The following is a 12,949-nucleotide window of genomic DNA, read 5'->3' on the forward strand; positions in this document are numbered from 1 at the left end:
TCCTTTATTGCTCCGCTAAATAGGGAGTAATGTCCATAGAGACAGCGCCAGAATGCCCCACCGTACAAACTACAAGGCCGTCTGGTCGGACATAAATTACGCACGGGTTAAGGCCGTTACTATTACCATAAACATACGTTCTAACGATTTGTTTTGGCCTATAACCCTCCGGAAGTATGAAAATAGGGACATTATAGCCCGTTGTCCCGCCTTTTACCATTCCTCTTATATAGACACTGCCAGCGCTATCTTTTGTATACATGGGTATGTCGGGAAAACTATCCCATTGAGCAGTAACCCACCCATTCAGCAGCGTCGGCGTAATCCATCCACTTGACAGCTCCTTCTCCGCTTTCTTATTCCTCAGCACGGACACGGCGGTCGCATTTTGTTGCACGGCGTCGGTCAGCTCTTGGAACATAGCCTTTTCGTTAGCTGCGTACGAGCCGGTGAATGGAACAACAGGAGATTTGTCCCACATCAGATAGGTTGCAGAATAGGAGTATCTCTCATCCTCTTGCTGAACATTCAGAAGCTGGGCCATTGCTCCTAATGCTGTAGTTGAGTATGGGTACATTATCCATTGGGGATCATATTTTCCCTCTCGATATACTGCCAGCACGCTGTGGGCCTTATTTATAAAATGACTCGCTGGTACAGGCCACGCACCGTTATTTATGTTATACTTTCTATTCCCTGTATCTCTAACCTCATTATAAGGATTCACACTCTCCCGTAACACAATCCCCGTCCCAACCTCGATCTGATTATCGCCCTCATGAAATGTCAGCATCCCCTCGGATACGATAGGCTCGACGGTCGGCGTTGCGAGTTGGTATACGAGCTGGTAGGGTGGGTAAGATAATCCCTTACTGTCTGCACCAGCATTTTCCGTAGGCACAGCGCCCACATAGTCCCCTACTACCATTGGCGTGTTTGGATTATTCACCATAGTTGTTTTAATCCATACTTTTGATCCTGTCCCATTATACGGTACTGTTCTCGGTTGCCCTGACACACTCATAGTCCATCCCATAAAATACGCCTTAATCTCGTCGGCTGTCGGCGTGTAGTTGTCGCCCCATCCGCTGTCAGTAGATGAAATAACAAAAGTCAAAGATACACCATTAGAATTGAGATAAACTGAGTCTGCGACAGTCCCATTAGCATCAACAGGCATTATTTTGCCGTCATACTTTGTACCGTATTGAGGACCGGATGCTCCGCCTATTCCAGCTGAGGGTAATGTCATCTGTACGCGTTGTAAACCTGCTGCCTGTTTAGAACCTGCGTTGAAGGTGATTTTATCGTCAAACACAATACGATTAAATTTTTTGAGCTTGAAATACTGCCCGTCCTTCTCGAAAACTTCGTCAGCATTCGCACCTGTCAGCGGATGGGCGTATAAGTCCGTTTGCAACGCGAGCATGGAGTCTTCGCGTGGTTTGAATGGTTTGGGAGTGGAGCCGATGGTGAGCATAGGGTTTTTGAAGGTGTAGATTCCCGCCCCCTTTGTGCCAACACCAAGTATGATGCTTAGAAAAGCCGCGTTGCTTGACGTTCTTATACTCAGGCTTGTGACGTCCTGATAACCGCCGTTATTGTTGATAAGCGTCCTGGAACTGTCCAAGTCTTGTAAAGCCACCATCCCGTCTCCGCTGCTGTTCAGAACATAGTCGGTTTTTGGGGCGCAGGGTATTACGACTTTTAACCCTGCCGTATTAGCTGATGCAGTTACGGTATACTCGTATGGGTTGATGATTACCGGTCTACCTGCCAGTGGAGCCGTACTTTCCCACTCATAAAACGGCGGCAGCAAATTCTCCCCGTACCGGATCGCATACGGATTACGGACAGGCTGAACGCTATCGACGTATGGATATTTGGAGGCAATTAGTTCAGGCGTCATGCTCCCGAGTGCGGCGTATTGTGCTTGCGTAATTTCATATATTCGGATACCGTCATAGTATGCATACTCATTAGCTACGTTTGAACCTGTGTCAAATTTCAACCTGGCTGCCGTCGCCCCTGTTCCTATGTCGCTAGGGGAAAGACGTATATATGACAATTCAAAACTACTCGTATTTGATATTTTATTACCGAATACATTTGCACCGTTTTTATTAAGGAACGTTAGCCCTGCGCCTGAACCTACTCCCAATTTAACGAATCCGGCGATTAAGTAATACTTATCATTCGAGATTTCCGGAGTCATTCTATAAGCGCTTCCGTAAGTTCCGGCTGTCGAATTAGTAACTTTAATAGATGAACTTCCAAACATTTTATTAGCAGTATCCAAGACAACCGTTGCGGCGCTTGCGGGCCACTTACTTACGTCCTCACAATTCCCATCCCGCCCCAACAAATTCACCAACGTCCGCCCCTTAATTCCACTCAACTTAAAGGGCGCGCTTCGCTCCGCGTTCACGATCTGAAGCCCCGGCTGTAGTACGACTTCCCTGCGCTCTTCCGTGTCCAGGCGCTTTTCCAGAGCGTCGATGGACTCGCTGCTTTCACCCGCAAACCGATCTACGGCATCCGCATTCTGATCAATATACTTCTCCAGATCGAAATACGTCGTGGACGGCGAGGTTCGATCAATTTTGTTCAACCCGATATTTGGCGTAACCGGATTCGTCATTTAGGCTCCTCCTCCCAACAATCTGTCTTGTGTCGTTGCTGATATTTCCTCAAAGGTCATGCCCTCCACTTCAGCTATGGTGAGATAACGCAGTGCGTAATCGACCGCAATATGCGCTGGTTTGATCTCCTCGATGGCCGATTTCAAATCACTTAAATTCGGCGGGATGCCCAGTGTATCTCGAAAATGAATCGTCACTTTATACTCCGCTGGCTGGACGGATACCTCGATGCTGCCCCGCTCATAGGCTTGCGCCACATTTTTGAGCATGCTGGCAGACACCTTGCCGCTCCCCCGCATCTTCGAAATGATGACCGAACGACGTTGCTCGATCGGCTTGGCGAGGTTCACCGGAATGTTCAAGTCCTGCTCGAACCGGGATAGCGCCCACGTAGCGGTTTCGGGATAATACTGGTCCAACTGATCCTCCAGTTCCTGCGCCAGCTTGTCCAACTCAGCCCCTTCGGCTCCGGCAATGGCTTTCATTTCTCGAACATCGTGATAAAAGGACTGCAGGTAACCCAGCCAGGCTTCAGCTTTACTCATCTACTGTCACCGTCCCCAAGACAGCTACCGCTTCCGGCTCGATCAGAAGGCTGTCCGTTCTTCCGTTCACGGTCAATACCTCGTAATCGATGACTGCCGGAATATCCAAGATCACGTTGGCAATCCGGTTATACCGGACTAACGGATCGGACATTGCCAGGTCTTTGAGATACTGGCGGACCCCCTGTTCAATGGCTTCTTGCACGCCATCCATGCCGGCTCCATCCAGCAGCGTAACCTGTACTTCAATATGGACAGGCACTTCAACCGCCCCAACAACGGTGACAACCGAGCCGACGGGAGCTGCGCCTTCCCCCATGCCATCCATGGTCGGATCGATATGCTGCTGCACCGATTCCACTACGGAAGGCGTAGGCGATCGCATCTCGTTATCCAGCAGCACCACCTTGACGGTGCCCGGACCATCCCATAACGGAAAAGCTTTGGCCTTGCCAACCCCGGCTTTCTCCCTCGCCCACAGTTCATACTGATTCCGGTTTGCACTGGTCACGGGACGGGAGATTTTTTCGCGGTATCGGTCATACAACGCTTCATCCGATTCGGTATCTTCGCCAGGTACCCAGAGCTCCATCAGCTCCGCCTTCACCAAGCCTTCGACGTATTCCAGCGGAAGCAGCGAGCCGAATCGGCGGTTGCCTTCCTTCCCGCTTGTCTCGCATTCCAGCACATATTGCCCTGCATCCAGACGGGTGATGACTTTGTAATTCAGCGGATCCAATGAAAAACGACTCCCTAGAGGCACATCTACCGCGGTACCGTTATTGCCTGAGAAGTGTCCCAGCAGCTGTGCTTTTGTAGCCTGCTTCCGGGTCAGTCCCGACCAGGCAATACTCCGATCCAAAAATTCGCCCGATGCCGTAGCGGCAAATTTCAGATTCATGGAGTACCCCAATTCCACGTACATCTGGGCAAGCTCAGCAGCAGAAGGTGCCAACGCATCGTAAATGATGCTGCCTTCCCTTTTATCAATCCCATCCGGAATACGGTCTATCATCCGCTCCAGAATTGCTTCGTACGTCTGTTCCTCAACCATCCTCTCTCACCTCCTTGGTCATATTGAAAGCCCCATACACGCTTCGGACAGTAAATTCCGCAACGGCCTGATCGCCCACAAAGGTAATATTCATATCATCTACCGACAAAATGCGGTCATCCTGCAGCAGCGCTTCCTTGATGTGCCGTTCGATTTCAGCATAGGCCCACAGCGGGTCGCGGCCAATGACGGAGTCCAGCTCCTGCCCATAGTTACTGCTGTAGATCAGATGTTCAAAACGGCGTGTCTGAAGGATTTTTACGACAGCCTGTTTAACGGCCTCAAGACCGTCAATGTGACCGGATATCGTTCCTTCCTCCAGATTCAAGTCATATGTCAAGCTAGGCTGTGCCATTGTTTCCACGATCTCGCTACCCGGTTGCAGCGTTCCACCCTGCGGGATCATCACGGCTTCACCAACCGATCCAGCACGAGATACGTTTGTCCGCCCTGGTAACGAATGAGCAGCACCGTATCACCGATCTCCAGCCCTTTTCGAATTACATACTCCACGCCGCCAATGTTCAGCTTGTACTCGGTCATTGATTCTCCGATAACTAAAAAATCCTCCGTCAGGCTGAAACGCTGGTCCACGTTCACCTCGAGAGGATGTGTTGATGTGACTGTGCCATACAGCACCGCCATCGGGTTTGTGCTTCCCACGGCGCTGAGACTGGCTTTTTTGATAATATCCAGCATCACTACTTACACCACCTTCATATTCAGCGACATCGTGTGCTTACCATCCGAGAATTTATGCGTACACTCATCGATGAGATACGGCTTCAAGCCTTCTTCTGGAAGATTCACATAGATCGTGTTTCCGGCACGAACCCGCAAATCTCCAATAGCCTCGATCGACAACGTCTGCTGCTCCCTGTTCTTCAGCTCCAGCAAATTCTGTGCCAGTTGCTTCAATTGAGCAGGGTTCATGTTCTCGTCAGCAACCTCATACAGTTGGAGCAGTCCCCACTGGGCGATGTTCTGCCCATGCTGGTAAAGGTAAACGTCCCGCTTCCCCGTCTGCTTGTTGTCCCGCACGACTTTGACGCGGTTGTACGTCTCGTTGTCGATGCTTTTTTTATATGAAAAATCCGTCATGAGGCTGTCTTCTCCCACCGCGAGTTTAAGCAGCATGTCGTTAATGTTGGTCAACGTCAGTTCACCGTACTGATCGTAAAACATATAGTACTGCTTGGTCGCGATCAACGTGGCCTCCAGAGCCTTGCAGATCATATCGATCAGTTTTTTGTCCGCTTCCAGCATCGCAGGGATCGTATGGCCGGTATCGGCAAGCGTGCCTGTCTTCAGATTGAAATCCTTGGCAATCTTCCGGATGATATCCTCCACCTTGGCATTCGTGAACCGGTAGGTGTCGTTGCTGGACAGGTAACGCAGCTGGTCATACGCCATCACCTTGACCTCAGCATCCATACCCCACTCCTTGGAAAAAACATAGCCATAAAACAGATCCTTATTATCCTTGCGAAAGCGCACAATGTCGCCGTTATCCACTTCGAATTCCTTGCTCTGCGCAAGACCATCGTTCACATAGTTGATATCCAGACTCGCCGGCTTCGCCTGACGGCTTGTTTTCCACGTGATGTCGGTTACGATCTGCCCCAGATCCCACACGCTTCCGTTCTTACGGTCAATCATCAGTTCAATCATGGCGCCACCTCTTTAGGGAATCTTGAGAACCCGGCCGATAGCCAGCTTCCGGACCTCATGGTCCTTAATTCCGTTCAGTTTTTGGATGTCCGCATGACGGGAACCGCTGCCGAGCAGCTTTTGAGCAATGCTCCACAGGGTGTCGCCTTTGGCGACCGTGTAGGAGGTTGGTTTTTTGCGGTCATCCGGCCGGTCTTTCTTTTTCACGGCTGCCGCTTTTTTGTCTTTTACCGGTACCACCTTCCGAGCCCCATAAAACACATATCGTTTGAGCGAAATCGAGAACTCGATATCTTCCGGCGATCCGGACATCGTATTCCAGTTGAAACTTTCGATGGAGGCCGCCATGTTGATGCCAAAAGACTTCATGGCCCGCACCACATTCTTACCGTCCGTACCGCTCAGCGGATCGGGAACGAGCCCCGTCATGACAAAACGCACAGGTCTCCGGCTCTCCATCCAGCCCTTAATGGTATTTACGTAATCGATCGGAAGCTTCAGCTCCTGGTCAGATCCTAGATGGACAAAAGGATACACCCTCCCCGGAAAAAAGCTTTCAAACGAGATTTCCGTCAGCTTCGGATGCAGAATCGCATTCACTTCGCCAAGCCCCGCTACCGTATAGGATTTGCCTTCGCCGCTATCCTTCACGTCAATCCGCTCGGGGTTCACAGGAAATCGAAAAACCTCCTCCTGGTTATTGAAGCTCAGAAAAAATCCATAATCGCTCATGCTACAGATACACCCCCTCGGCACTGGACACAAACTGCTCTTCCAGCGTCCGGTTAATTCTCGACATGATGGTATCCAGATCGGCCCCGGAGTTAATATCTCCTGTTGTCATCTGCACGGTAGGCGTCAGGGTAATCATATTGCTGATCGCATTCACTTCTGCCAGATCACGCATGATTTTCAGATCCTCGCTCGCCACGTCCACCGAGTTATCCACTTTACCAATGGAATCAATGCTTCCACCCGCAGGGGCTACCGGGATTGGGGCCGTTGCCATGGCGGGCATGGACGGAGTTGGGGCTGTTTTTGGAACGGGAACATCGTATCCGGTTTTCCCCATATTGTACTGTTCCAATAATTCCTCGTTGCTCTTGCCCGTGTCCTTAGCTGGCATGAATTGATTTTTGAACTTATCTATGGAGAAATCTTCAATATAGTCTTGCCCTTTATCCTTGAATTTCGTAAAATCTGCCTTATATTCAATCTCCGCAATTTGCTTGGTATCAACGCCAAGAACCTTGCCAAAAAAGCCCGCTACCGCGTTAACACCTTTAATGATCCCGTTAATAACTGAAATGACCGTGTTAACCGTGTTTTGCGCCAGATCGACAATGAAACCAAATACGTTGCTAAATATCTGCTTAAGGCCCATAGTCACCACTTGCCAAGCCCCGAATGCGGCCATCGCAGCGATAACTAATGAAATTAATAGCATAAGAGGATTAGCCTTAACCACCATATTAAATAATCTCATTGCACCTGCCGCTATATTCGTAACCGTAGCCATCACAGTTTGCGCCGCAGTAAACGCGTAAGCTGATATTCTTCCCATGATCATCCCTGCATTTAACATTGCAAAAAAAACACCCACTAAAGCGATAACAGGAAGCAACCCCATAAATATAGTAACCAGATTCCATATAGTGTTACCGACACCAGCAATCGTAGCTTTAATGAATTCCCAGGCTGGAGGGATCATTTGCGCTACCCACAAAAACCCCTCAGCAATTACGGTTAATCCTATGGATATAGCATCAATAAAAGGCTGGAAAGTCCCGTTTTCAAAAGCTGCATTCAACATATCCAGAATTGGCATGATTGCAGCTAATGCGCCACCCCCCATCTGAACAAAAGAATTGTTGACGGATCCCATTAGTTGCTGCCACTTATTAACAGGCGAATCCAGCATGGTTTCCATAGCTTCCTGTGTCATACCTGATTTTTGCAGCAGTTTGTCCATGGATGAAAGAAATGCAGTAAAATTGCCTTTAGATGATATGATTTCTGCATTAAAGCTTTTAATCTGGGAATCAGGAATATTAAAATCTTTAGCTAGAGAGCTGGTATCGCCACGCATCGCACTCATAATCGCCCCTGTTGCATCTTTTGAACTCTTGCCGTCTGTTGATAGTGTGCTCATTCGATCAGCGAAGCCATTTAATTGCGCAATTTGATCTGAGTTTTTAGTCATTGACATGAATGTTAAAGCATTATTTAACGAATCATTAACATCTAACCCGGTTTTCAATGCATTCTGTTTGACGTTCTCGAATATAGCTGAACCTACCTCGGCATCACCAGTCTTAACTTTAAAGAAGTCTTCCGTTACTTGTTCTTTTGCTACTGGAATAATCGTCATTTTCGCAACAAAATCGGCTGCTTTATATGCGGATTTTAACAATTTAAAAGCATTCCCAAGCTTACTGGCTTTCTTTTCCCCTTGCTCAATCCGTTCATTAAGCTGCTCTTGTTCTGCTGCTGCCTCAGCAATTTGATCAACAGTTTGTTGAAAGCTGTTTTCAAGCTGTAACAGCTGATTCACGATCATTTCATTAGCCAAATTATTTAAGCGCATGAGTGCATCCTTTACACTCGCCATTCCTTCACCCCCTTTTCTACAACCTATCTCCGCTTCCGGACTCGCTCACGCTTCTCCTTCTCCACCCGCATCGAGATCATGGCATAGATGGCGGCCCGTTCCCGGACCGTCATCGCCATGAGCTGGTGAGGAAGGATGTGCAGTTCATGGAGGGCGTAGTACGCATAGTTCGCATCACCGTCGCCCTCTTTAATTAGTTTTTTACGTCATCCACCAGTTCGTTCATATCCCGGTCAAAACCGTTTAGGGCTTGTACCCGCTCGCCAAGCGCGGCAAATTCGCCGGGCAGCAGCATTTTGCGGAGCAGGGACTCTGCACCGAGCACGCCGTAGGATTTTTGCAGCTCGCTGTTTTTTAAATCCGGGAAGATGACACTTGATACCATCAGCTTCGCCATATAGTCATTCGGGTCGATTTCCGGGGTGAATACGCCGTTCTTGCCTTTGACCTTACGGGTAGCGGCTTTGCGGCACTCCTGGTTCTCTTCCTCCGTGATGCTGCGCAGCTTCCAAGGCACAGGGCTCCCTTCAGCATTCTTAAAACGAACAGAGACCACGAATTCCTCCGTGATCTCCGCAGACGACTGCCCAGCAAAAAACATACTAAAATCACTCATATTCCTTCCTCCTCATTCAATGTTAAGTATTAGGCCAATGGATTAAACGGCGTCTCAATCCGCACATTCTCAAACGTGAAAGCCACTTCTTCCTCCAACGCCTCCGCTTCGGTGTCGAGAGATGCCATAATCACGCTGTCGAGATTGACCCCTTCTAAAATCACCGTCTGACGCCCCGTCGACGAACCTGGATCCTCATTGCGCACTTCAATCATGAAGTAGGAGTCTTTCCCTGTCTGGATGTATTCCATCATCAGCTCGCGGAACAGTGAGGTCACATAATAAATGGTCATCGTGCCGCTGCCCTTCCAGCCAATGGCTTTATGCTGTACGGCGCGCTGGCCCATCGTTTTCAGCTCGGCTTTTTCCTTCTCCACCGTAGCTTCCAGTGTTTTGATATAGAACATTTCCTCCATACGGTCGCCAATTTTGACGAATGCCTTGCCCTCTTGCCCGGAAATCGTGTCGTTTGCCCGCAAAAATGCCATCTTAGACCACCTTCACTTTCATGTATACTTTTTCAATTGCATCCACCGGCTGTACCTTAATGTCCACAAACAGCACATCGCCTTCTGTCCCCGGCGTCACCACAATATCCTCGTTCGCATCGAAATTCTGAATAGCACCGATATTCTGCAAAGATGCAAAATACGCCGCACATTCCGCCCAGAACAAGGTCCGGCCATCCACGTTGTTGTCTACCTTCCCGATATAAGACTTCTCAAAAATGAGCTTTAAATCATTCGCAATGCCATCCAGAACGCGGACCACCCGATTTTTAGAAAAATGCCGCGCTTTGGCTGGCTCAATTGAGGTAAAGCTATTAATATCCTGCTCCACCACGGCCTTGCCGCCGCTGTAGTTGAACAGAAACTCGCCCTTCGTGAGTGCCGCTTCAATCTCCGTATGGCTCAAGCGAACATCGGTATCCACCGCTTCATCGTAAGCCGCGTACGTCAAAGATTCATTGACTGCTGCCGCTGCCGTGGCGCCAGTGACCCAGGCAACTGCCTTCACCTTGTCCACGACAGTGCCGTCGGTGAGAATAACGCCATTTTTCACGCTGATAATACCTTCATAATCCGCAGCCGAATAATCGGACAGTACAGCTTGGACCTTCTTGCCTTCCTGCTCACGAAGACGCTTGACGAATGCGGTATAGAGGGACTTGAGCGTTGGGTCAGACGACAACAGACCTACAGTCTGGAAGTCTTGGACCTCAAGCGCCGCAAGGAAATCTACATGCTCTTGGTTCGTTACGGTGCCGTTCGCGCCGCCTGTGAGAGCAAACCCAGCCGTTGCAGTTAGATCACCGGTATCCGGAGCAAAGGCCACGTACAAGTTAGGTTCTAGCTCGGCCGCACTGGCTACAAGCTGTTTGTCTACGACTTTGCCGGTCAACAGCGTGCTGACTACAAACTTGCCGGGATCATCCACGGCGTTCTCAACGACGATCTGGATGTCATTCCCACGTTCGCCGCCGTAAAGAGCAGTTGCTTTCAGTCCGGCAACCGAACCGGCCGCCTGCACGCCGCTGTTCAAGCGGTACAACAGAAGCGTGCCAGCACGCTTAAGTACTTCTTTTACCGAGAGCAACTGTGGTGATGTGATATCATAACCTAGCACCTCCACCAGATTGGTGCCTGGTCGGATCGTCAGGATTTTATGAGGCTCTCCCCATGGAAGGGACAAGCCCAACGCCGCAATCCCCCTTTCACCTACGCGCCCAATCGGCTGCTCCTGCGATGAGATTTGGGTGTAGACGCCTGGTCTTACTTTGTTTGGTGTTGTCCATGTTCCTCCGGCCATTTAGATGACCTCCTTTTTCAAAAATGTGGTTAATTGGTCTTTCGCTTGTTGAATGGTGTACGTCTTGCCCTCTTCGAGAATCGCGCTCAGCACATCCTTCTCGCGATTACTGAATTGATTGGATTGTGCCAACTGTTGCTTGTTGAACGTTGGTGCTGTTTCTTTTTTACTCATTTCAATCCGCCTCCCTGTTTCAATGTTTGCATCTTCATGTCCGTCTCTTCCTGATCCGTTGTCATCTGAATGACATACTCTGCGCGAAAATATCCTTCTCCCGTTGCCCCATCCTTCCCAGTTGGCCGCTCCCACGCCACTGAGGAAGCACGACATGGTCGACCGCCAACATCTAGTGAAGTCAACGCTTCTAGCATTTCGTCCATGATCGTTGCCACTGGCTTCCCTTCCATTGGCACGTAAGAGATGTGGAAACGAAAACGAGCCGCATATCGACTTGTCGATATCGGCTCGAACTCGGCTAGGGTTAGTTCAGTTAGGAAGTATGGGGCTGGTGGTAATGGTGCGGCATCCTCTTTGGAGATGGAGGGGATGTTGGGGAAGGAGCTTGTAAGTTTGGCTGTTAGAGCATCGTTTATGTGTGGGATTATCATGAGCGCTCCTTTCTTTTATGGTATTCATCTTCGCTAGTTCACAGGGTGATTATCGTGAGAATGGGAAGCCTCGATATATCCTTCAGCTTTGTACCTCAATAGACTCTTTAATGACACTATTAGCATCAAGTGCAACCAAAACTTTATATTGCACCTCCTAATATTCATAAGCGATTACGTGATAGGTACCACCGGCTGAATTAAGATACATAGTTAATCCTGTGAAAGTAAGGGTTGATATGTCAGGTGGATATTGGCCACCAGTAAGTTTGTATGTTCCCAAGGTACGGCTTAGCAGGCAAGTAGCATGCCCATTCGTATCTGATATAACTAATAACAGGTGCCAATTAAAACCAAATTCAACATTGAATTGGGTTGTTCCACTACTCGACTTATAAGTACGGTTAAAATACTTTTTCCCAAAATCCGTTGTCCCTACCAGTCCCGCAACATTAACCCCGAGCTTTAAGTTCTCTGGAGTTAGCCCAGGTACAGGAGTGGTCACCCATGTAGCTCCGTTATAGTATCCAGCAGGTGGCCGTATAAAAAAACGGTCCCCAGCCCAAACGGTTGATTCAAGACCAGGCATGTGGTGGTTCTCGGTACTTCGGTTCGGCATCTGTCCGTTTTTTTTAACCCCGTCATCATACCCTGATTGTCCAACAAGCAAATACTGAGGGTCTAACACCGCATCCGCTGTATCTACGACCGTTGATTTGCCTGGCACCCCAAAGATTGCAGTCCCGGCCTTGATGTTATCAGATTTAAGCGCACCTTCAGCTGACTGTAACTGAGCAGGAGTCACCTTGATTTCACCGTCACCTGGACCACCTTTTTGGTAACCCTTTTCTGGATATACTGCTAATGCTCCATCACCCCATTTTGCAATTCCAGTAGCATTTCTAATGCCTGTGAGATGCGGCATAATGCCATTTATCAATCCGTCCTCACCTGGAAATGTTTTGCCCTGGAGTACGTCTGAAGCGGTCGCCGTTCCTACCTCACCCCCTTCACCCTGTAAAATAAAAGCCTGACCATCATATACCAATGTGTAGACGCCATCCTGCTTAAAACTGGCAGAACTTCCGCTTGTTTTAAGCACTGGCTTGGCTCCCAATCCATTAACGTTGAGCATTGGGGCTCCGGTGCTTGCAACGTTAATTTTTATGGTAACTCGAATCCCAGCTGTAAGGCTCGCTGGGGCAGGCTTGAGATTAACCTCATATTCATTCGCTTTTGGCTGAGTCGTTACTCCGTATCCTCCTGTTCTCCCCACAGCCTCATCAACCTTATCCCAGTTCTCATTCAGCATTGTCTCGATGTTAAAGGTCTCATTGCCATCCACCATCGGGTCTTTCTTCAATAGTCCTAAATTCGGTGTGTTACTGGCCAA

General features: G+C 49.1%; 14 protein-coding genes. All 14 read right to left on the reverse strand.

Annotated features, from left to right (window positions below):
- Positions 1-4: 4 nt before the first annotated feature.
- The 14 genes from MHH48_RS29435 to MHH48_RS29500 all read right to left on the reverse strand — a co-directional run bounded on the left by MHH48_RS29435 (position 5) and on the right by MHH48_RS29500 (position 12,949).
- Entirely contained in the window at positions 5-2,641 is a 2,637-nt protein-coding gene (locus tag MHH48_RS29435) for a hypothetical protein (protein WP_076324753.1), read from the reverse strand.
- Complete coding sequence (locus MHH48_RS29440) at positions 2,642-3,187, reverse strand: YmfQ family protein (protein ID WP_076324754.1); 546 nt, start codon at positions 3,185-3,187, stop codon at positions 2,642-2,644.
- The gene (locus MHH48_RS29445) at positions 3,180-4,241 is read right to left on the reverse strand and encodes a baseplate J/gp47 family protein (RefSeq protein ID WP_076324755.1); all 1,062 of its coding nucleotides are present in this window, start codon (positions 4,239-4,241) and stop codon (positions 3,180-3,182) included. The genes MHH48_RS29440 and MHH48_RS29445 overlap by 8 nt, the downstream gene beginning before the upstream one ends.
- Positions 4,234-4,647, reverse strand: a complete 414-nt coding sequence (locus tag MHH48_RS29450; protein ID WP_076324756.1) for a DUF2634 domain-containing protein — start codon at positions 4,645-4,647, stop codon at positions 4,234-4,236. Before MHH48_RS29450 ends, MHH48_RS29445 begins: the two co-directional genes overlap by 8 nt.
- Complete coding sequence (locus tag MHH48_RS29455) at positions 4,647-4,940, reverse strand: DUF2577 domain-containing protein (RefSeq protein WP_076324757.1); 294 nt, start codon at positions 4,938-4,940, stop codon at positions 4,647-4,649. The genes MHH48_RS29450 and MHH48_RS29455 overlap by 1 nt, the downstream gene beginning before the upstream one ends.
- Positions 4,941-4,946: 6 nt before the next feature.
- Positions 4,947-5,912 (reverse strand): hypothetical protein, encoded by a 966-nt coding sequence (locus MHH48_RS29460; RefSeq protein WP_076324758.1) that lies wholly within the window; start codon positions 5,910-5,912, stop codon positions 4,947-4,949.
- Between the two features lie 12 nt (positions 5,913-5,924).
- Positions 5,925-6,644, reverse strand: coding sequence for a LysM peptidoglycan-binding domain-containing protein (locus tag MHH48_RS29465; RefSeq protein WP_076324759.1), 720 nt, complete (start codon positions 6,642-6,644; stop codon positions 5,925-5,927).
- A 1-nt stretch (position 6,645) separates the two neighbouring features.
- A complete protein-coding gene (locus tag MHH48_RS29470) occupies positions 6,646-8,523 on the reverse strand; it encodes a hypothetical protein (protein ID WP_076324760.1) in 1,878 nt (625 codons plus the stop codon).
- A 193-nt stretch (positions 8,524-8,716) separates the two neighbouring features.
- On the reverse strand, positions 8,717-9,139 hold the full coding sequence (locus MHH48_RS29475) for a phage portal protein (RefSeq protein ID WP_076324761.1): 423 nt from the start codon (positions 9,137-9,139) through the stop codon (positions 8,717-8,719).
- A gap of 29 nt (positions 9,140-9,168) precedes the next feature.
- Positions 9,169-9,627: a phage tail tube protein gene (locus MHH48_RS29480; protein WP_076324762.1), complete on the reverse strand. Its 459-nt coding sequence runs from the start codon at positions 9,625-9,627 to the stop codon at positions 9,169-9,171.
- A 1-nt stretch (position 9,628) separates the two neighbouring features.
- Positions 9,629-10,948 carry a phage tail sheath family protein gene (locus MHH48_RS29485; RefSeq protein WP_076324763.1) on the reverse strand — a complete coding sequence of 440 codons (1,320 nt, stop codon included), beginning with the start codon at positions 10,946-10,948 and terminating at the stop codon, positions 9,629-9,631.
- Positions 10,949-11,122, reverse strand: coding sequence for a hypothetical protein (locus MHH48_RS29490; protein ID WP_179090691.1), 174 nt, complete (start codon positions 11,120-11,122; stop codon positions 10,949-10,951).
- Complete coding sequence (locus MHH48_RS29495) at positions 11,119-11,556, reverse strand: DUF6838 family protein (RefSeq protein WP_076324764.1); 438 nt, start codon at positions 11,554-11,556, stop codon at positions 11,119-11,121. The genes MHH48_RS29490 and MHH48_RS29495 overlap by 4 nt, the downstream gene beginning before the upstream one ends.
- Before the next feature lie 157 nt (positions 11,557-11,713).
- A complete protein-coding gene (locus tag MHH48_RS29500) occupies positions 11,714-12,949 on the reverse strand; it encodes a hypothetical protein (RefSeq protein WP_076324765.1) in 1,236 nt (411 codons plus the stop codon).

It is taken from the genome of Paenibacillus sp. FSL F4-0100 (assembly GCF_037993005.1).
Classification (GTDB): Bacteria; Bacillota; Bacilli; order Paenibacillales; family Paenibacillaceae; genus Paenibacillus_AQ.